Annotated in this window: 23 protein-coding genes; 11 read left to right on the top strand and 12 right to left on the bottom strand. The window is 45.4% G+C overall.

Annotation, left to right across the window (positions count from 1 at the left end; all coding sequences use genetic code 11):
- Positions 1-56: 56 nt before the first annotated feature.
- From gntR to fecE, 6 genes are all read left to right on the top strand, one after another.
- Positions 57-1052, top strand: a complete 996-nt coding sequence (gene gntR, locus ACHUFM_RS09405) for a gluconate operon transcriptional repressor GntR (RefSeq protein ID WP_394181719.1) — start codon at positions 57-59, stop codon at positions 1050-1052.
- A gap of 118 nt (positions 1053-1170) precedes the next feature.
- A complete protein-coding gene (locus tag ACHUFM_RS09400) occupies positions 1171-2058 on the top strand; it encodes a Fe(3+) dicitrate ABC transporter substrate-binding protein (RefSeq protein ID WP_394181717.1) in 888 nt (295 codons plus the stop codon).
- A 54-nt stretch (positions 2059-2112) separates the two neighbouring features.
- Positions 2113-3060 carry an iron chelate uptake ABC transporter family permease subunit gene (locus ACHUFM_RS09395; RefSeq protein WP_394181715.1) on the top strand — a complete coding sequence of 316 codons (948 nt, stop codon included), beginning with the start codon at positions 2113-2115 and terminating at the stop codon, positions 3058-3060.
- Positions 3057-3227, top strand: coding sequence for an iron chelate uptake ABC transporter family permease subunit (locus ACHUFM_RS09390; protein WP_394181713.1), 171 nt, complete (start codon positions 3057-3059; stop codon positions 3225-3227). The genes ACHUFM_RS09395 and ACHUFM_RS09390 overlap by 4 nt, the downstream gene beginning before the upstream one ends.
- Complete coding sequence (gene fecD, locus ACHUFM_RS09385; RefSeq protein ID WP_394181711.1) at positions 3224-4186, top strand: Fe(3+) dicitrate ABC transporter permease subunit FecD; 963 nt, start codon at positions 3224-3226, stop codon at positions 4184-4186. The genes ACHUFM_RS09390 and fecD overlap by 4 nt, the downstream gene beginning before the upstream one ends.
- A gap of 3 nt (positions 4187-4189) precedes the next feature.
- On the top strand, positions 4190-4957 hold the full coding sequence (gene fecE / locus ACHUFM_RS09380) for a Fe(3+) dicitrate ABC transporter ATP-binding protein FecE (protein ID WP_394181709.1): 768 nt from the start codon (positions 4190-4192) through the stop codon (positions 4955-4957).
- Between the two features lie 6 nt (positions 4958-4963).
- Here fecE and ACHUFM_RS09375 read toward each other — a convergent pair whose 3' ends face one another.
- Positions 4964-5539 (bottom strand): cysteine hydrolase family protein, encoded by a 576-nt coding sequence (locus ACHUFM_RS09375; RefSeq protein WP_394181707.1) that lies wholly within the window; start codon positions 5537-5539, stop codon positions 4964-4966.
- A 5-nt stretch (positions 5540-5544) separates the two neighbouring features.
- The gene (locus ACHUFM_RS09370) at positions 5545-5883 is read right to left on the bottom strand and encodes a hypothetical protein (protein ID WP_394181705.1); all 339 of its coding nucleotides are present in this window, start codon (positions 5881-5883) and stop codon (positions 5545-5547) included.
- Positions 5884-6065: 182 nt separating this feature from the next.
- Here ACHUFM_RS09370 and ACHUFM_RS09365 point away from each other — a divergent pair, with 182 nt between their 5' ends.
- The gene (locus ACHUFM_RS09365; RefSeq protein WP_394181703.1) at positions 6066-6656 is read left to right on the top strand and encodes a LysE family translocator; all 591 of its coding nucleotides are present in this window, start codon (positions 6066-6068) and stop codon (positions 6654-6656) included.
- A gap of 21 nt (positions 6657-6677) precedes the next feature.
- Here the strand turns inward: ACHUFM_RS09365 and ACHUFM_RS09360 are convergent, their stop codons facing one another.
- The 8 genes from ACHUFM_RS09360 to ACHUFM_RS09325 form a co-directional block, all read right to left on the bottom strand.
- Entirely contained in the window at positions 6678-7502 is an 825-nt protein-coding gene (locus ACHUFM_RS09360) for an AraC family transcriptional regulator (RefSeq protein ID WP_394181701.1), read from the bottom strand.
- A gap of 24 nt (positions 7503-7526) precedes the next feature.
- Positions 7527-8375 (bottom strand): diaminopimelate epimerase, encoded by an 849-nt coding sequence (gene dapF / locus ACHUFM_RS09355; RefSeq protein ID WP_394181699.1) that lies wholly within the window; start codon positions 8373-8375, stop codon positions 7527-7529.
- A 21-nt stretch (positions 8376-8396) separates the two neighbouring features.
- Complete coding sequence (locus ACHUFM_RS09350) at positions 8397-9047, bottom strand: GDSL-type esterase/lipase family protein (RefSeq protein ID WP_394181697.1); 651 nt, start codon at positions 9045-9047, stop codon at positions 8397-8399.
- 59 nt (positions 9048-9106) lie between these two features.
- Positions 9107-9637: a type II toxin-antitoxin system antitoxin DhiA gene (gene dhiA, locus ACHUFM_RS09345; protein WP_394181695.1), complete on the bottom strand. Its 531-nt coding sequence runs from the start codon at positions 9635-9637 to the stop codon at positions 9107-9109.
- Positions 9631-9900: a type II toxin-antitoxin system toxin DhiT gene (gene dhiT / locus ACHUFM_RS09340; protein ID WP_394181693.1), complete on the bottom strand. Its 270-nt coding sequence runs from the start codon at positions 9898-9900 to the stop codon at positions 9631-9633. The genes dhiA and dhiT overlap by 7 nt, the downstream gene beginning before the upstream one ends.
- 143 nt (positions 9901-10043) lie before the next feature.
- The gene (locus ACHUFM_RS09335) at positions 10044-10706 is read right to left on the bottom strand and encodes an anthranilate synthase component II (RefSeq protein WP_394181691.1); all 663 of its coding nucleotides are present in this window, start codon (positions 10704-10706) and stop codon (positions 10044-10046) included.
- Positions 10703-12106, bottom strand: coding sequence for an anthranilate synthase component I family protein (locus ACHUFM_RS09330; RefSeq protein WP_394181689.1), 1404 nt, complete (start codon positions 12104-12106; stop codon positions 10703-10705). Before ACHUFM_RS09330 ends, ACHUFM_RS09335 begins: the two co-directional genes overlap by 4 nt.
- On the bottom strand, positions 12096-12332 hold the full coding sequence (locus ACHUFM_RS09325) for a Trp family transcriptional regulator (RefSeq protein WP_113873303.1): 237 nt from the start codon (positions 12330-12332) through the stop codon (positions 12096-12098). The genes ACHUFM_RS09330 and ACHUFM_RS09325 overlap by 11 nt, the downstream gene beginning before the upstream one ends.
- Before the next feature lie 123 nt (positions 12333-12455).
- On the opposite strand from ACHUFM_RS09325, the gene ACHUFM_RS09320 reads away from it, so the two are divergent.
- The 3 genes from ACHUFM_RS09320 (at position 12456) to ACHUFM_RS09310 (ending at position 13730) form a co-directional block, all read left to right on the top strand.
- Positions 12456-12779 (top strand): type II toxin-antitoxin system RelE/ParE family toxin, encoded by a 324-nt coding sequence (locus ACHUFM_RS09320; RefSeq protein WP_394181687.1) that lies wholly within the window; start codon positions 12456-12458, stop codon positions 12777-12779.
- The gene (locus ACHUFM_RS09315) at positions 12776-13051 is read left to right on the top strand and encodes a helix-turn-helix domain-containing protein (protein ID WP_394181685.1); all 276 of its coding nucleotides are present in this window, start codon (positions 12776-12778) and stop codon (positions 13049-13051) included. Before ACHUFM_RS09320 ends, ACHUFM_RS09315 begins: the two co-directional genes overlap by 4 nt.
- 295 nt (positions 13052-13346) lie before the next feature.
- A complete protein-coding gene (locus ACHUFM_RS09310; protein WP_394181683.1) occupies positions 13347-13730 on the top strand; it encodes a septal ring lytic transglycosylase RlpA family protein in 384 nt (127 codons plus the stop codon).
- 130 nt (positions 13731-13860) lie between these two features.
- Here ACHUFM_RS09310 and ACHUFM_RS09305 read toward each other — a convergent pair whose 3' ends face one another.
- Positions 13861-15891 carry a hypothetical protein gene (locus ACHUFM_RS09305; RefSeq protein WP_063332455.1) on the bottom strand — a complete coding sequence of 677 codons (2031 nt, stop codon included), beginning with the start codon at positions 15889-15891 and terminating at the stop codon, positions 13861-13863.
- A gap of 372 nt (positions 15892-16263) precedes the next feature.
- Between ACHUFM_RS09305 and ACHUFM_RS09300 the strand changes: the two genes are divergently transcribed.
- Positions 16264-16572, top strand: a complete 309-nt coding sequence (locus tag ACHUFM_RS09300; protein ID WP_394181681.1) for a hypothetical protein — start codon at positions 16264-16266, stop codon at positions 16570-16572.
- Between the two features lie 40 nt (positions 16573-16612).
- On the opposite strand, the gene ACHUFM_RS09295 is transcribed toward ACHUFM_RS09300, so the two are convergent.
- Entirely contained in the window at positions 16613-18130 is a 1518-nt protein-coding gene (locus tag ACHUFM_RS09295; protein ID WP_394181679.1) for a Ppx/GppA phosphatase family protein, read from the bottom strand.
- Positions 18131-18164 lie beyond the last annotated feature (34 nt).

Below are 18164 nucleotides of genomic sequence, written 5' to 3'. Positions count from 1 at the left end.
CCATGATTTGCTTATGGTAATGTTACTTGTAACAAATCATGGATATGGCCATTAAGATGAAGAATAAACGCCCTACATTACAAGATGTTGCAGACTTAGTCGGTGTGACAAAGATGACGGTAAGCCGTTATTTAAGAACACCTGATTCTGTCTCGGCACCTTTGCAAGAAAAGATCTCAGCGGCGTTAGAAACCCTTGGCTATATTCCCAATCGTGCTCCGGACATTTTATCCAAGTCAAAAAGCCACGCCATTGGTGTGTTGCTGCCTTCTTTGACCAACCAAGTTTTCTCTGAAGTCATAAGAGGCATCGAAAGCGTCTTAGAACCCGCCGGTTATCAGACCATGCTGGCGCACTATGGCTATAGCAAAGAGGCCGAAGAGTCCCGTATTGCGACCTTGCTGTCCTACAGTGTGGATGGGTTAATCATTTCAGAAAGTTACCATACAGATCGCGTACGAAAAATGCTTGCCGTCGCCGGTATTCCTGTCATCGAGATCATGGATTCCGTATCGCCTCCTATTGAGCAAGCCATTGGCATCGACAACCAAGCGGCCGCTTATGCCATGACAGAATGCATGATAAAACGTGGTCGCCAGAAAATTGTCTATTTTGCGGCTCGCATGGACCAAAGGACCTTGCTCAAAATTCGTGGCTATGAAACCGCCATGACGGATCACGGGCTAACGCCTTTGTGCCTAAAAACTCACAGCGCCTCTTCCTTTACCATGGGGGCCAATTTTCTAAAAGAAGCATTAGCCCAACAACCGGATACCGATGGTATTTTCTGCACCAACGATGACTTAGCCATTGGCGCACTCTATGCCTGCCAAAAATCTGGCATTCGTATTCCTGAGGACATTGCCATTGCAGGGTTTCATGGTCACGACATCTCGCGTGCCATGGTGCCGTTATTAGCCACGGTCATCACGCCACGAGAAGACATGGGACGACTGGCCGCCGAACACTTATTATCAAGGCTCCAGGGCAACCCAATTACGCAAGCCGTCATCGAGCTCCCTTTCAAAATTGATATTGGCGAAAGCATTTAACGACCGTCCTCACTTTTTAGCGATGACGGTCTTTCACATAAATCCTTCATGCCTAGGCGACAAAAATTGACTGAGAAGTGTTATTATTAATATATTCTTTAAGCAATTAGGCGAAATCATGAAACGTTGGCTTTCCGTCATCCTGTCTACGTACTTTATTCTCGTTTCCTTTACCGCGACGGCCGTTACTGTAGAGGATAGCAAAGGCCTCTTCACACTGGACTATCAACCCAAACGTATTGTCGTTTTGGAATTCTCGTTCGCGGATGCACTCGCTGCGGTCGGTGTCAGTCCTGTTGGCATTGCCGATGATAAAGAAGCCGATCGCGTTCTCAAAGAAGTGAGAGATGTGATTGGCAGCTGGACATCCGTTGGTACTCGCTCGCAGCCTAGCATGGAAGTCATCGCCTCTTTAAAACCAGATTTAATCATTGCCGATATTAGTCGACACGAAGCCGTGTATGCCGATCTGCAAAAAATTGCTCCGACCTTAATTCTGCCTTCTCGTCGCGAAACCTATGAAGACAGTTTAAAGGCCGCAGCCATCATTGGTAAGGTCATTGGTAAAGACCAAGCCATGCAGGCACGATTACAGCAGCATCGAAAAGCCATGGCGCAATATGCTCAGCAATTACCTAAAAATATTGAAGTGCAATTCGGCGTAGCACGAGATGACGCCTTGTTTTTACACACCAAAGACTCTTATGCTGGTGGCGTCATTCATGCTTTGGGCTTAACCAATGCGGAAAGCGGTCGCGACGATATAGCGTATCGTCAAACTGGTTTGGAACAACTGGTGGCCATCAATCCGGAATACCTCATCATTGGCAATTACGTTACTCCAAGCATCATTGATAAATGGCGCAATGAACCACTATTTTCTGTACTACAAGCGGCGCGTCAAAATCACATTTATCAAGTCAATCCAAATATCTGGTCTCGATGCCGAGGCATTATGGCGGCTGAACGTATGAGCCAGGACTTAGTAGATATACTTGTACCCTAGATGAAATTCTCTTCTTTTACACTCACTAGCCAATGCTTAGCATTGGCCAGTCTTATGCTGTTAATCAGTTGGCTTAGCTTGTTTACTTGGTCTAGCATCGCGATTTCACCTCTCGATGCATTACAAGCCTTATATCAGTTTGATCAAGACAGCATTGCACAACATATAGTACGAGATTTGCGCTTACCCAGAGTGCTGGTTGCCTTGTTGGTCGGTGCCTGTTTAGCCGCCGCTGGGGTCATTATGCAAGGACTCACCCTTAACCCTCTGGCGTCACCTTCGGTGTTAGGCGTTAATGCGGGAGCGGCTCTCGGCATGGCTTTAGTCTCTACGATCACACCTTGGTTTGGTTTACTCGGTACAACAGTGGCGGCCATGATAGGGGGCGGCTTGGCATGGAGCTTAGTGATGCTGCTCGGCAGTGGTTGGCGAACGGGGAACGAACAAGGTCGGCTGGTCCTTGCTGGCGTGGCGATCTCTGCACTGTGTGCCGCCTTAACCAAGGCTCTGGTAATTATCGAGGAAGATCAAGCTTCTGCTGTGATTACTTGGCTGGCCGGCAGCTTAACGGACGCTCGTTGGCAGACGTTTGACGCTTTTTGGCCGGTAGCGATTGTCGGACTATTGGGTGCTAGCCTACTGTCGCCCAGTCTGAACCTGCTGCAATTAGGTGATGATAACGCCCGAAATTTAGGGGTATCCATCGGGCTTGTGAAACTGATCGGGAGCTTTCTCGTGCTCCTGTTGGTTGGCGCTTCTCTTGGTGCCGTCGGTTCAATCAGTTTTGTCGGTTTGCTGGTCCCCCATATGGCCAAACTGCTCATTGGCCAAGATCATCGACGTTTCTTACCCATTGCGATCTTATTGGGCGCCAGCTTAGTCGCTCTTGCAGACACTTTAAGTCGCGCCATTATCTTTCCCATGGAGACGCCCGCTGGTGCCATCCTCGCCTTAATTGGCGCGCCTTTCTTTATTTATCTGGTGAGAAAGAAAACCTTATGAGACTCGTGTCCTGCTTTTTTATTCTCGGCTTCCTGACTCTGATTTTAATCCTCACCAATTTACTCTTCGGCGCAGTCTCTGTGCCATTAGAGACGCCCGCTGGTGCCATCCTCGCCTTAATTGGCGCGCCTTTCTTTATTTATCTGGTGAGAAAGAAAACCTTATGAGACTCGTGTCCTGCTTTTTTATTCTCGGCTTCCTGACTCTGATTTTAATCCTCACCAATTTACTCTTCGGCGCCGTCTCTGTGCCATTAGATTCGATTATCGACGCTTTTTGGGACCATACCAACCCAAACCACTTCACCATTCATGAATACCGATTTCCGCGAATCATCATTGCCCTGTTGGTTGGTGCAATGATGGCGCTGGCCGGGGCATTGGTACAAGGGGTTATTCGCAACCCATTAGCCTCACCAGACATTCTAGGCGTCAGTCATGGTGCCGGATTAGCGGCAGTGATTTACATGACCTTTTTCCCCGATGCCGCCATTGAATGGCTACCTCTTGTTGCCCTATTAGGCAGCTTTTTAGCCGCCATTATTCTATGGCGTTTGTGCGGCCAACATAGCACCACGGTCAAATTAGCCATCACTGGGGTTGCTCTCGCTGCCCTGTATGCCAGCTGTGTGGATTTTCTTATGCTGGTCAAACCCTTGGAGATTAATAACGCTCTATTGTGGCTGACCGGTAGTTTATGGGGGCGTGGTTGGACGCAATTGAGCCTTCTCTTGCCCTGGCTGGTATTAATACCCGCAGCACTTTGGCTCGCCAAACCACTTAATTTGATACACCTTGGCGATGAACACGCCACCAGCTTAGGGACTCATACCAACACCGTTCGCTTAGCCGCCCTAGCAATTGCAGTAGGATTGACGGCGTCTTGCGTCGCCATTTGTGGTCCGATTGGCTTTTTAGGTTTAGTCGCACCTCATTTAACCCGCAAACTGGTCGGCGGTCGCCATCAAGCCTTGCTCCCCGCGACCATGTTGGTTGGGGCAATTTTGCTGTTACTTGCCGATCTGGCAGCCAGAACCATAGATCCACCAATAGAACTCCCCGCCGGCATCATGACCGCTATTATTGGGGCACCGTATTTCTTGTGGTTACTCTTGAGGTCCAAATAATTTATGTCACTTAGCACTCAACAGTTATCGGTTGGCTATCATCAAAAAGCCATTGTGAAACACATTGATCTGGACCTACCAGAAGGCAAAATCATCGCTTTGCTGGGACCAAATGGTTGTGGTAAATCCACGCTGTTAAAAGCCTTAGCGCGTTTATTAACGCCCATGCAAGGTGAGGTTCAATGGCAAGGTAAAGCTTTACATAAAATCCCCTCCAAACAATTGGCCAGACAAATCGCGCTGTTACCGCAAACTCAGCCAATCCCAGAAGCCATTAAAGTCAAAGACTTAGTCGCCTATGGCCGCAGCCCCTACACAGGATTCTGGGGCAGAACCAATCAAGCAGATCAAGAGATTATCCATCAGGTCATGCAAGAAACTGGCATATCCGAACTGGCAGAACAATTGGTGAGCGAGCTGTCCGGTGGTCAACGTCAACGTGTTTGGCTGGCCATGACACTGGCGCAAGATACGCCTTATCTATTACTCGACGAACCAACCACCTATATGGACCTCAACCACCAAGTGGAACTCATGCATTTGTTGCGACGCCTGAATCAGCAAGGTAAAACCATCATTACCGTCTTACACGACATTAACCAAGCGGCCCGTTACTGTGATCATCTAATTGTGATGAAAGAAGGGCAAATCATTCAACAAGGTTTACCCTCCGATGTACTCACCCGAGAACTGTTAAAGTCCGTCTTCTCACTGGAGGCGCAAATTCATCAGGATCCTATCGCGAAGACGCCAATGTGCGTTGTGGAATAAGATCCGTTATCTGCCTATAGACACTTTATCCTGTGGCAATAAAGCAAATGCTTCATCTTGGCTAATGACGGTGGCGTATTCGCCGTGCAGGTTCGCTAAAGACATGGCATGCACTTCATCCGCACTGCGTAGCAGACCAAAAAAGTCTTCTTTTTCAAAGGCAAAACAGGCGTTTTCCACCACATAGACCATAAAGCCCAAGTTACCTGCGGAGCGCACCGTCGACTCTACCGAATTATTCGTACTGACACCCACAATCACTAAGGAGTCTATTTGTTGCTCTGCTAACCAATCAGCAAGCTCGGAATGGATAAAGGCATCTGGCACGCTTTTTTCGATCACTTTTTCATCGTCTAGCGGCTCAAACGCTTCTTGGAACAAAACCCCGTCTTGCTCCGGCCAAAACAAGGAATCAGGCTCAGTCGATAAGTGACGAACATGAATAACAGGCGCTTGGCAGGCTCGCCAATGAGCCAAAAGTTCGGCTATGTTGCGCTCAGCCTGCGGGTTATTACGCTCCCCAGCTTGTGGCCAAGACATGCCTTGCTGCATGTCGATAATCATTAAACCAACGTGATTCATGACATTTACTCCTTCACATTCAACCCTTCCGTCCGCTGACGTTCTAATAGCTCAAGACGCTGGTGCTGCTTGTGTGATCGCCAACCTAAAATCAATAACGCCACCACTAACAGAAACAGCAGATTGGATAAGAAATCGACTTTATCACGTACAGTCGTCACCTCATCACGCAGAGCATTCAACTCTTCCGACGAGGCTTTCGATAATTGCAAAATAGCATTGCTACGTTCAAGCTCAAACACCGTTTGATCGAGACTCGATAACGGTTCATTTATCAACTGCGATTGTGCCATGACAGTCTGCGACAGCATGATAATCACCAACCAAAACACCTGTTTCAACATAATCCATTCCTAACCATTGATCCGCTTGTTAGCACGTGAGCTCTATTTACCTAAAGCGCATTGAGCTTGAGCATACTCTGCTGATTTCGAGATGAAAACCATCAGGTCAATTTTGTTCAATACCCAAAAAGTCGACAGAGACATACTGAGGTTTATTTTACAAACCTTTGAAGGACGTCATTATGACCTTATCTCTTCTCCTCTCCATGTCGCTATTTGCTTTAGCCGCTTCCCTTTCTCCAGGGCCTGTTAACCTAGTATCTCTCAGTTGCAGTGCCCGCCATGGCTTACGTGCTGGGCTTAATTTCATCACAGGTGCGACCCTTGGCTTTATTTTGCTGTTTTTGCTAGTAGGCTTTAGTTTACATCAAGTTCTCGACGCCTTACCGCAGCTCACCAAGATTTTAAAATGGCTGGGAGCTGGCTTTTTATTTTACCTAAGCTTCCAGTTATGGCGTGATCAAGGGGATTTGAGCATACATCAAAGTCAATCTGCGCCTCGCTTCATGACGGGTGCCATTATTCAATGGGTAAACCCCAAAGCTTGGCTCGCTTCGGTTTCCGGCATTGCAGTGTATGTTCCCAATGCAGACACCAACGACATCCTAGTATTCGCTGGGCTTTACTTACCTATATGCTGGCTTTCTTTGGGAGTTTGGGTCGCCATTGGTATGTTGCTCGGGCAGTACTTCCAAAGCCCAGCCAAAATGCGCTGGCTCAACCGTAGTCTTGCGACGCTATTGGCAGGCAGTAGTGTCTATATCTTGATTTAATATCTTTGATTTAAGGCTGCTTCAAGAACGACGATACTGATCTGGTGTGGCGGCGACACGCTGTTTAAACACCCGCTGAAAATGGGCTTGATCATTAAAGCCCACACTGTGAGCAACATTCACAATACTTTGACCTGTTTTCAGTGCTTTCTGACCTAATTGAACGCGACGATTTAAACGATAAGCATGGGGCGTTAAATAGAAGTGGCGTTTAAATGAACGAACCAAATAGCTCGTACTGTAACCAAATTTTTGACTAATTTCGGCGATGGGCGTCTCATCCAAGCAATGTTCGTTCAAATAATTGGCCACGTGATAAAGAGGATTATGTGGCAAACTAGTCGACCTAGACGCCTCGCTTTGATTGAGTCGGCAAAATAGCGAGCACAACCACCTAACCAATGATTGTTGTTTCTCTTTGTGGCTAAGATCATCGCGCATCAATTGGCCACACAGACAGACAAAACCCTCATATAAACGCTCATCTAACAAAGTATCTAAGCAAGTATTTTGCCACTCGCTCTGATCTCTCAATTGATGATCAGATAACATACTAGTCAGCCAATCTTTATCTAGGTGCATCATGTAATAAGCCCAAGGCGAATCTTGTAATGGATTACAAGCATGCACTTCCTCAGGGTTCATCATCACCAAATGCCCTTTTTGCACCGCATGCAGCCGATTCACACATAGAAATTCACTTTGGCCAGCTAAAATAGCACCAATAGACCAAGTTTCATGAGAGTGAGGCGCATAACTCACTAGACGCCCATCAAGGACCTGCCTAAGCTCAACAAAAGGCAAATGTTCATCTCGCCAGAAAATAGGATGGGTAGAAGGTTTCATGACGTTTTCCTCATTTAAATCGACCTAATGAAAGACCTGAGCTAAACATTCCTCATCAATCTCACCATGACAAACAGACGTCACAGAACCGTTCATACTAATGCGAAAATCATGACTGATCTCTATGTCGATTTGACCACCAGGCATCATTACTTCAATACGAGCATCACACAGTCCCAACTTATACGCCACGGCTGCGGCGGCACAACTACTACTGCCTGATGCTAAAGTATAACCTGCACCACGCTCCCAGATTTGGATCGCAATGCGATGTCGATCAATTACCTGCACAAACTGCACATTGGTGCGGTTGGGGAAATTCGGATGGTGTTCAATCAATGGGCCAAACTCTTTCGCTTTGGTTTCAGTCGCTTCGTCCGTCAAGATCACACAATGGGGATTGCCTATGGTCACACCACTGTAGAAATGCTGCATGCCCATCACATTTAATTCTTCCAATAACACCTCTCGAGGGTCACCCCAGATCGGAATGTCTTGGCTATTGAAGGACACCTGCCCCATTTCCACATTGACTCGTTTTCCCTTTTCAAGCACCTGAGCTTTTACCACACCACCTAGGGTTTCAATGGTAAACTCTTGATCCTTCACCAGCCCCAAGTCCCACAATGCTCGACAGAAAATACGCAGACCGTTGCCACTCTTTTCCGCTTCGCTGCCATCTGGGTTAAAAATACGCAAACCAAAATTCGCCACATCCGATTCAAATGGTCCGATTAACACGCCATCTGATGCGACACCATAATGACTATGGCAGATGTTTTTGATTTTCAACACCGCAGGCTCATCTGGAAACTCATCCGGTGACACCACCAAATACACATTCCCCAACGCATGATATTTTCGAAACTTCACTAACTACCTCTAAAATCTGAATTAGGACATGAATCTTTCGATATAAGGTTCCATCGCCTGTGCCCAAACCTCATATTGATGTGCATTAGGATGCAGAAAGTCATCCATCACATTACTGGTTAAATGGCCATTTTGATCCAAGAAATGATGATTCAGATCGACAAAAAAGACGTTTTGATCATCCGCATAGTCTTTAATAAGGTCATTCACTTGCTGATTCAATACTCTCAACTTTTGCGTCGGTCGCGCACTGCGAGGGAAAATGGCCAACAACAGCACTTTGGTATTAGGTAATTTTTCCACAAGCAGGGTTAAAATCGCTTTAATACCTTGAGCGGTTTCCTGAGGGGTATCCATTCGATGTCCCGTGTTGTTTGTACCGATCAAAAGCACCACCAACTTAGGGGAAAGGTCATCCACTTCACCATGCGCTAAACGCCACAACACATGCTCGGTTCGGTCGCCATTAAACCCCAAATTAAGCGCCTTTCTCGGTTGATAATAGGTTTCCCATGTGGCTTTTCCCTCTTTCTCCCAAGCCTGCATAATGGAGTCTCCTAGAAACACCAGATCAACCCTATTCATAGCCGCCTTTTCCTGTAATTTCGCTTGATGTCTTGGCAGCCACCATATCGCTTGTTGCGGCATCATTTGCAATGAGACAGGCGTCATAAACATCTTCCATCTATTGGTGTGTCTAGATATTTTTCATTCATTCTCTTGAATCGCCCCTAATCCGAAACAATGGTCGAGTTTGAAAGCGACTCCCCAACTCGCTCTTTAGCAATTTCAATCACCGCATGGGCGAGTTGTACCAAGGTGGCAAAGTTGGGCTTGGTTTCAGGCTTTAAAGACCGATAAGCACTGGTTCTACTTTTAATACCCGCTCTTGCTATAACGGCACGATGACCAAATAACTCAACATAAGAGCGAATGGCAGCTTGCAAGATATCTGGACGACCTTCTTTCATGGAGTCCCATGACGCCTGTTTAATCACTTCTTCCATTAGCTCTACATCAAGCCGCATAGCAACCTGATAAGCTCCTTTTGTGATGCCTCGTAGTGTCGAGGCAGTCAGTTCATTCCCATTCCAGCTCAAGGCGCCGTCTGAGGTTAAAGCAAAGCGTTTAAAATCTTTCAGGTTAGCAAATGGTGGTTTTGAAAAGTAATCATACAAGTCTACTTCGCCTTCAAATCCGTCACTAAAGGTTAATGCTAAGATGTGATCTTTAGCCCAGTCGACATCAATAATTTTTAACATAAATCCTCCAATTCCCCCAGATTCTGACCCTTCACAGCTTTATTCCACATCTGCATAAATTGCTCTCTATGCATGCTTATGTGAGCTTCAGCACGTTTACGCTGCTTATTAGGCAAATCCCCCTCTAAGCATTCACTTGTTTCTATCGCAATAATCAATTCATAGTCACCATATTTCACGTGTAAATGCGGAAACTTGTGCTGTTGATTATCAAAAAAATATAAGCAAAACGACAACCCTAATAGCGCATCGATCTCAGGCATCCTTACCCCTCGATATTTGTATGTATAAAACCATAGCTCAGTCTCTCAAAAGAGACAAGTGTATTTTTTAGGCAAAAAAAAGCAGCACCCAACAATGAGTACTGCTTTTCTATTACTTCAAGAATCGAGTAATTTCTAACTCATCAAACCTGAAACAGAAAGTTCTTAATCAGGTCTTTACCGCCTTCAGTCGCAAAGGATTCGGGATGGAATTGTATACCTTGAATCGGATACTCTTTGTGGCGCACGCCCATGATCTCAAATTCACCACCTTGACGAATACCATTAAGGTCGGCAAACGCCTCAGCACTTAAACTGCCCACCGCAGCAGTTACCTCTAACACCTCTGGAAAACTTTCTGCCTGCGCAATCAGCGAGTGGTAACGCATGACTTCCAATTGGTCTGGAATATCATGAAAAATGCCTTCGCCATTGTGCTGAATTGGACTGGTTTTACCATGCATAGGCAATGGCGCTTTAACCACCTTGCCGCCAAACACATGACAAATCCCCTGCATGCCTAAGCAAACGCCCATCAAAGGAGTGGTTTTCCCAAACTCTAAGATGACATCCGCACACACACCAAAATAGGCCTTATCGTCTGGTGAACCCGGCCCAGGTGAAATGATGATGCGATCTGGGGCGGCTTGTCGAATGTCCTCTAACGTCACTTCATCATTGCGTTTCACGATAACGTCAAACTGCTCGATACGCCCCTGACTTTGCTCTGTCTGTAACACTTCACCAATAAATTGGTAGAGGTTGTAAGTGAAGGAATCGTAATTGTCTATGATGTAAATTTTCACCCTTTCGCTCCTTCACTGAAACTGTCTAATACTCGCTTGGTTCCGGCAAACTTACGTTGAATTTCTTCATACTCGTCTTCCGCATTGGAATCGTATACATTACCACCACAGGTTTGCACGTAGGCTTTATTGCCATTGGCAAACACGGTACGAATCGGAATCGCAAACATACAATCACCGTTAAAAGAAAACTGACCAACCGCACCACCGTATGGGCCACGACCATCACCTTCTAGATCATCGATGATTTTCATCGCCTCAATTTTAGGCGCACCGGTTAACGTACCAGCCGGGAAGTTGCTGGCTAAAGCAGAAAACATGTCATGCTCTTCCGCCATAATGCCGACAATCTCACTGGAAATATGCTGCACGTGACTGAAACGTTTAATGTCCATTAGAGAGCGTACTTTCACCGTACCAAAACGCGCCACGCGTCCAATGTCATTACGATGCAGATCGACAATCATATTGTGTTCAGCAATTTCTTTCGGATCGTTCAGCAAAGCTCGGGCCAACGCTGTGTCTTCTTTTTCATCCGCACCACGCTTCGCTGTGCCCGCTAATGGGAAGGTCTCCATTTCGTCCTGACGCACTCGGAACAATAATTCAGGGCTGGCACCGATGACTTTCTGCTCAGCAAATTTGATGTAATACATCTGTGGCGAAGGGTTTACCTCGCGCAATTCCTCGTAAAGGTTGATGGTATCGCCTTCCAGCTCGAACCACTTTTTAAAGCCCACTTCACACTGGAAAATCTTACCTTCAATGATGTCCTGCTTGACCTTAGCCACCGCCTCAGCGTGATCCGCTTTGGTCATGGACTCTCCCAATGGTCGCACCACCAAAGGCCCGTTTTCTGGCGTGGTTTCTGCCATCATTTGATTGACCAGATCCACGCGATTGTCTTCATAATAAAAATAGAAAACCTCGCCTGTCATCTTGTCGAGAATCAGCCCGTCGGTGTACAAACCAAAGCGAAACGCATCAAACATTTCACTGGCTTGCAGGTCTAAACTCGGCTCAAAATAATTCATACTATCGTAGCCAATATAGCCTGTCAGACCACCAGCAAAGCCTCGAGACAAGATATTTTGTGGCACGATACTACGCAATAAATAATAAGGATTGTCCGACTCATACGCTTGCGTCGCACCATCTCGCTCTTGAATGAAGAGCTGCTTATCTTCGGCCCACAACAATTTTTCAGGATCAAAGCCAATGATGGAATGACGAGAAATAAAGCTCTCCTCCCCTAAAGACTCCAACATAAAGCAGTTTTCAAAGCGCTTTTCTATTTTTTTAAATAGACCAAAAAAATCGCAATCGGAACTGATGGTCACGTACTTTGGTTTACGCGGTAGCTCGATGCGAGGCGGTTGTTTGTTTTGTTCAGGACTCATTTTCTTTCAATTCCTTCAATGCTCGGGAACCACGCGTCACTGTGGCAATACCAACCCCTAACTGTTTCGCAATATCCCGTTGAGGCACACCTTGCTCCAACAAAGACAAAATTTGTAGACGATGCAACATTTCGTTAATTTCATTCGGCGTCAACAATGCACGCAGACGCTTTTCTAACAAAGCTTGATCATCGACTTGGCTTAAAAATTCAATTAATGGCTGCATAGGCAGGATTTACCATTCATGTATTCACGTACTAGTACAATATAGTTTTATATTTTATTAATCAACAGGTAGAAAATAAATAAAAACGAAGTTATCATTTATGATAACAGTCTGGAGGGAACCATGAACTGGAAAATTGAATTTTATAGTGGCGTTGACGAATCAATTCTCAAGATGCCACCAAGAATACAAGCGCGAATGATCAGGCTCTTAGAGCTAATGGAAAAGCATGGCGCAAACCTTGGGCCGCCTCATACCGAATCGATGGGCGATGGTTTATTTGAAGTACGGGCAAAAGCCCAAGAAGGCATTGGTCGTGGCTTATTTTGCTATTTAAAAGGTCAACGAATAATCCTTTTACATGCCTTTGTAAAAAAATCACAGAAAACACCGAAACGTGAGTTAGAGCTAGCTAAACGCAGACAACAAGAGGTTCAGTCATTATGAGTCTACAAAATCTTAAAACACGAGCTTTGGCGACCCCTGAAGTTCAAGCTGAATATGAAAAACTTGAAAGCGAATTTGCCTTTATAGATCAACTTCTGTCAATGAGAAGCCAAGCGGGTTTAACCCAAGAGCAATTGGCAAAACTCATGAATACGCAAAAAAGCAACATCAGCCGATTAGAACGCGGTAACGCCAACCCAAGCTGGACGACATTACTAAAATACGCTCATGCTTGTGGTTTTGAACTATCACTCAATTCTCATAAGATTTAGTTCCACATGCTCAAGCAAATAAGCTCATCTATCCAAACTAGATTAGTGTCTAGCTTGATAAATCATTGGTTCAAGAGGTCAGATCCCTACACAAAAGTCATTTCAATGACATAGCTCTTTAAGGGATCTGACCATCCCCCTCGACCTTTTACAAACAGCCCATTAGTCAGTTATTTGTTTGCTGAGTGCCTGTTTCTGTCACTTTCCTGAAAAGCTTTTTAAAAGGCCATCCAAATACTGGATTTTAATGGGCTTCACTGCATAGAATCATCGGCTTTTATTTGGGAATTTTTTTATGTTCGCTCGGTTTATGAGTTTGTCTAGTACAGTACTTTTATTGTCTGCTTGTTCCAGCGGGCCAATCAGTCACAAGAATACTGCGGGCTTTTCCGAAGAAGGTGGCGCAAGCTATTATGCAGACAAATATCAGGGTCGAACCACGGCAAGTGGCGAGCCATTTAATCAAAATGCCATGACAGCTGCTCATAAACGCTTACCCTTTGGTACTCGAGTAAGGGTGACCAATTTAGACAATGAGAAAAGTGTCATAGTACGCGTAAACGATCGCGGGCCATTTGTTCGAGGTCGCGTGATTGATCTGAGTAAAGCCGCGTTTCAGCGCATCGCCAACACTCGCGTGGGAGTAGTGGATGTGGAGGTAGAAGTGATTGGGCGCTAATGAATTAGTTCTATGCTTATTGCCAATTATGGGTAGACATTGAATGATTGGGCGCTGTTATTCATAACCATGCGATATAAAAAAACGCCTGCAGGAAAGCCTGCAGGCGTTTTCAATAAGCTCAGAACGCTTAGCCGTTAAGGGTAAGGACGTTAGTCTTACTGATACGGTGACGGTAAATTTCACGCAGATATTTAATGGCGTTTCTGACGTTATCAATGTCCAGACGAATGTCATTAATGGAAACGAACTGCTGCGTATTGTCGATCAGCTCACGGTATTTTTTCTCATACATTGGCTTGATCGCGTACCAGTTGGTATCCAAAATTTTGGCTGGATTTTCGTGACTATTGAAGTATTTATCGACCAGGCTGTCGTCAAAGTCTTCCATTTGAATCATATCAATGATCGCTTGATCCACTTCATCCGTGTAACGGTAGTCATCTTTTGCAAAACAACGCTTCATGTAAGCCACCATCAGCGTTAAGAAGTCATCGCTCAAACATGGGCTCTTAGCAATCAAGGTGGTTAATGATAGATTCGCTGACGCGCCAATCACCAAGGCATAACGTTTAAGCGTGGTGTTTGGACACAAGCGGTTCAAGTGCATTTTCAGGCGGTTTAACGCAGTGAAAGACAGTTTGAAGTCACGAGGCAAAGAAATGATCGACACAATAGACGAACAGTTTTTGAAGAAGTGCAAGTCACTCAATTTGGTGATGTCATAACCACTCTTACGGAAATCTTTAATGGCTTGACGGTAACGATCTGATTCAACAGGCAAGACACTCACCCCTTCAATCGCCGATGTGTCTTCGTTAAAGTGAGGCAATTCAATCGAACGGCAGAACAGGTCATCAATGTCGACCATATCCTGATGAACACCCGGTCCCACTACGCTTTCAGCATAAGCAACGGCCACAGGGCCAGCCAAACTCATAAACAAGTCATTGGCATCCAAACGAATGGTTTCTGAAATATCAATTCCTGCACGACGGAAGTAATCTTCATCATAGTCCGTTGTCACCGCTTGCGCCGTCAGGATGTTGAAGATTTGCTGAGAAATATATTGGTTTGCGTATTTCTCCATCGTATTCACATCAATACTATCGGCATCACCACCATCTTCTTCTTCCGCATAACGCATAATGTCGTTTGAAATTAGCATCATGGAGTTCCAAGGACGAATACGCTCCATCACATCGGCAGGCACTTCGTCTTCTTCACGCTCTTCGTTGTAAGAGAAATTCCACTCTTCCGAGATGTATTTCGTCAACAAACGACCAGCATTAATATGCAAAGCTTCTGAGATTTCCACGTTCTTACCGGAAATATTCGGTAGGATACAAATACCAGAGGTAAAAATAGGCTCAAAGACAAAGCTATGACGCTTATCTACCAATTGCGATTGGTCTGAACGATAGTCAAAGGTTTTGCTTAAGTATGAGAATTGCTGAGCCAAACCAAACTCAGAAGCCATACCTGACCCCGTACCACCGCCCGCACTAAAGATGTAAAAGTACAGGCGAGATTGGTTGGCTTTGATACCACAAGAATCCACCAAGTAAGAATGCAGATGCTTCCAATCTTCGTTACGGAAGGTCGAGGTATCTTTATTTAGAATGATTTTCGCTAGGTACTGACCTAGGATAGGCGCGTTACCGGCACCACCAGCATGCACTTCGGATAAGTCCATGATTTGTAGTTTTTTGTACTCTTCCAAGAACTGCTCACGGCCTTCTTGGTTTGAAAAACGAATCCGTCCTTCAATGTCTTTATCTAAGTCACCCAATAAGACAATCGGTTCAATTAAAAATACCGGCTTGAAGCCATCTTTGCCTTCGATCGGTAAATGCTTGCGAATCCAACGCATCGGACGGAACTCTCGTTCAGTGTCCAACAGCTCTTGGTTTTCTACTTCACGCATGTAGTTTGCACGCGCATCGTAAACCAAAGATGCCACATCCAAAGCAATATTAGAGCCACAACGCCCTAAGCCAATCAGACAGACTGATGGAAAAACCTGATCACTATTTTGTGCGCCTTCTGTCGTCACCGGTGGGTGAATCTGACCGCGAACAACGTCCAAATTTTCTAAGATTTTCTCTAGATTCGGTTCCGTATAATAGAGGTGTTCTATTGGCAGGTTGTCTTGACTCATGTGGCATCCTTTTTTGAAGCAATCTACTTACAACAGGCGATCTGCTTATCGCAACTAAGGCATTAAGAAAACAAACTTTTTGCTCTGTTAAATGCACGTTTTTTTCAATATCTATACTCAAACAATATCATCCTTATATAACAAAGGCACGAACATGATGAGGCAGAACGCAAAATTTTTGTCAGTTATCGTCAATCTTTTGTATAAGCTCTTCAATTAGGCTTATTCCTTTCAAATCACACCGATTCTTTAGAACAGATAACAACACTTACAGCTTGATAACAAAAAATTACACTATTTCAAACAGAAAGTTAATCTTTGTACTAAGCTTATTTACAAAGTTGTGTCTTAGATGGCTATCGAGGTACTACTGTGTCAATTTCATCCATACCATTAAATCGCCTTACCATACCGACGATACAGCCGGCGGTAGAAGTGCGCTCGCAAACATCATCACAACAAGAGCGGGAACCGGCAGTAGACTTATCGGAGCAAGCAAAACAGCTGTTATCGTCATCCCAGTCCCAATTAGATGAGACCAAAGAACACAAACAAGGGAAAGAAGAGGAAGGCAAGGAGTCCGTTCAACTGACTTCCAGCATTGGCCGAATGTCACGAGTCTCAGGCCTACAAAGAGAAGAAGTGGCTGCTTTGTACCGCACCATCGAAAAACTGAATTAGCTAACATCACAACGAAAGATGTTGGCTCTCGCTCTCATGGTTATTCAAACGTCAGAGTGTAGCCGTTAGGCGCCAGTACTTCGGCTTCACGCTGTAAGTTCGCCAAAGTCAAAGGTCGGCTGTCCAACCAATCCGCCAAGAACTCTGCATGCAAACTTTTCTCAGACGCTTTCAATGTAAAAATCGGCATGTCGCCCTCTTTGCGATCATGATGAAGCAAAATAGCCAAGCGCAACAAGATCGAAAGTCGATCCAGATCCTGCTGATCCCCTTTGGTAAAACGATAGCCCAAAGATTGAGTGAACTTACGACGATGGCGCAGGATCAAATTTGCCAGCGCTTGTTGCTCTTGTTGCGAGAAGCCCGGCATATCAGATTCACTAATAATGTAGGCACCATGTTTGTGATAACGGCTGTGCGAAATCCCCACACCAACCTCATGCAACAAACCAGCCCAACGAAGTAAATCCTCACTCGAGATGCTACTCAATCCCCAGTCATCTTTCACCTGAGCTAATGCAGAGAGCGCAGTTTGAGTGACTAATTTCGCTTGCTCGGTATCAATATGGTATTGATTCAGCAGGTAATTAACGGTGCGCTCACGAATGTCCGTTTCCGCGTAACGCCCCATAATGTCATACAACACACCTTCTCTGAGCGCACCATTGGAAAAGTCCATCTGCTTAATATCAAAACATTCAAACACCGCTGTTAATATAGCGATACCCGCAGCGAAGGTACTTTTCCGCTCAGGCTTCAAGCCAACTAGGTCAATATTATCGGCATGCCCAGCTTGAAATAAGGCTTTCTGAATTTGTTTGAGGTTCTTCGGCGTAATACCCTTCTTACCCCAATTATTTTCTTTAACAATATTAAACGCCGCTTTAATGGTACCGGAGGAGCCAATAGAGACATCCCAAGCTTCGTCAAGATAGTCATCCTGAATACTCAGCAACTCAAGACGAGCCGCCGTTACCGCTTTCTGGAAGTTTGATTTGGAGATTACGCCGTCATTAAAGAAACGCTTAGCAAAACTCACACAGCCCATGTGCAAGCTTTCTGTTAAAATAGGTTCCAGCTGTTTGCCGATAATAAACTCGGTACTACCACCACCGATGTCAACCACTAGACGCTTCGATTCACCATGGTCCATGGTGTTGGAGACACCCACATAAATCAATCGGGCCTCTTCTCGTCCTGCGATGATTTCCACTGGATGGCTCATAATGTCCATGGCACTGCCAATAAAGTCATAGCGATTTTTGGCCACGCGCAACGCGTTAGTGCCCACCACTCGCACCGACCCAGGTGGCATATCCTCAATGACTTGGGCAAATTGCGCCAAACACTCTAAACCTCGTTGCTGGGATGCTTCGTCTAGATAGTCATCTACCAGCCCCGCTGCCAACTGCACTTTTTCACCAAACTCGCCAGTGATACGAAGCTGTCCATGAGTAACTTGAGCAATCACCATATGAAAGCTGTTGGAGCCTAAATCAATAGCGGCTATTTTTTCAAAAGGAAAATCATGAGATTGTTGCAAAAAGAGTGACTGCATCCAGTAAACCTTATCTTGCTGAAATCAAAAAGGT

The sequence above is a fragment of the Marinomonas posidonica genome (assembly GCF_043643765.1).
In the GTDB taxonomy this organism is placed as follows: Bacteria; Pseudomonadota; Gammaproteobacteria; order Pseudomonadales; family Marinomonadaceae; genus Marinomonas; species Marinomonas posidonica_A.
This window is presented reverse-complemented; position numbering and strand designations above follow the sequence as displayed.

Excerpts from the sequence above, each read along its gene's own strand:
- ACHUFM_RS09400 (WP_394181717.1), top strand. The coding sequence starts at position 1,171 with ATGAAACGTTGGCTTTCCGTCATCCTGTCTACGTACTTTATTCTCGTT.
- ACHUFM_RS09375 (WP_394181707.1), bottom strand. The coding sequence starts at position 5,539 with ATGAATCACGTTGGTTTAATGATTATCGACATGCAGCAAGGCATGTCT.
- ACHUFM_RS09370 (WP_394181705.1), bottom strand. The coding sequence starts at position 5,883 with ATGTTGAAACAGGTGTTTTGGTTGGTGATTATCATGCTGTCGCAGACT.
- ACHUFM_RS09365 (WP_394181703.1), top strand. The coding sequence starts at position 6,066 with ATGACCTTATCTCTTCTCCTCTCCATGTCGCTATTTGCTTTAGCCGCT.
- fecD (WP_394181711.1), top strand. The coding sequence starts at position 3,224 with ATGAGACTCGTGTCCTGCTTTTTTATTCTCGGCTTCCTGACTCTGATT.
- ACHUFM_RS09350 (WP_394181697.1), bottom strand. The coding sequence starts at position 9,047 with ATGACGCCTGTCTCATTGCAAATGATGCCGCAACAAGCGATATGGTGG.
- ACHUFM_RS09310 (WP_394181683.1), top strand. The coding sequence starts at position 13,347 with ATGTTCGCTCGGTTTATGAGTTTGTCTAGTACAGTACTTTTATTGTCT.
- fecE (WP_394181709.1), top strand. The coding sequence starts at position 4,190 with ATGTCACTTAGCACTCAACAGTTATCGGTTGGCTATCATCAAAAAGCC.
- gntR (WP_394181719.1), top strand. The coding sequence starts at position 57 with ATGAAGAATAAACGCCCTACATTACAAGATGTTGCAGACTTAGTCGGT.
- ACHUFM_RS09360 (WP_394181701.1), bottom strand. The coding sequence starts at position 7,502 with ATGAAACCTTCTACCCATCCTATTTTCTGGCGAGATGAACATTTGCCT.
- ACHUFM_RS09390 (WP_394181713.1), top strand. The coding sequence starts at position 3,057 with ATGAGACTCGTGTCCTGCTTTTTTATTCTCGGCTTCCTGACTCTGATT.
- ACHUFM_RS09325 (WP_113873303.1), bottom strand. The coding sequence starts at position 12,332 with ATGCAGCCATTAATTGAATTTTTAAGCCAAGTCGATGATCAAGCTTTG.
- ACHUFM_RS09305 (WP_063332455.1), bottom strand. The coding sequence starts at position 15,891 with ATGAGTCAAGACAACCTGCCAATAGAACACCTCTATTATACGGAACCG.
- ACHUFM_RS09330 (WP_394181689.1), bottom strand. The coding sequence starts at position 12,106 with ATGAGTCCTGAACAAAACAAACAACCGCCTCGCATCGAGCTACCGCGT.
- ACHUFM_RS09295 (WP_394181679.1), bottom strand. The coding sequence starts at position 18,130 with ATGCAGTCACTCTTTTTGCAACAATCTCATGATTTTCCTTTTGAAAAA.
- dhiA (WP_394181695.1), bottom strand. The coding sequence starts at position 9,637 with ATGTTAAAAATTATTGATGTCGACTGGGCTAAAGATCACATCTTAGCA.
- ACHUFM_RS09320 (WP_394181687.1), top strand. The coding sequence starts at position 12,456 with ATGAACTGGAAAATTGAATTTTATAGTGGCGTTGACGAATCAATTCTC.
- ACHUFM_RS09395 (WP_394181715.1), top strand. The coding sequence starts at position 2,113 with ATGCTGTTAATCAGTTGGCTTAGCTTGTTTACTTGGTCTAGCATCGCG.
- dhiT (WP_394181693.1), bottom strand. The coding sequence starts at position 9,900 with ATGCCTGAGATCGATGCGCTATTAGGGTTGTCGTTTTGCTTATATTTT.
- ACHUFM_RS09315 (WP_394181685.1), top strand. The coding sequence starts at position 12,776 with ATGAGTCTACAAAATCTTAAAACACGAGCTTTGGCGACCCCTGAAGTT.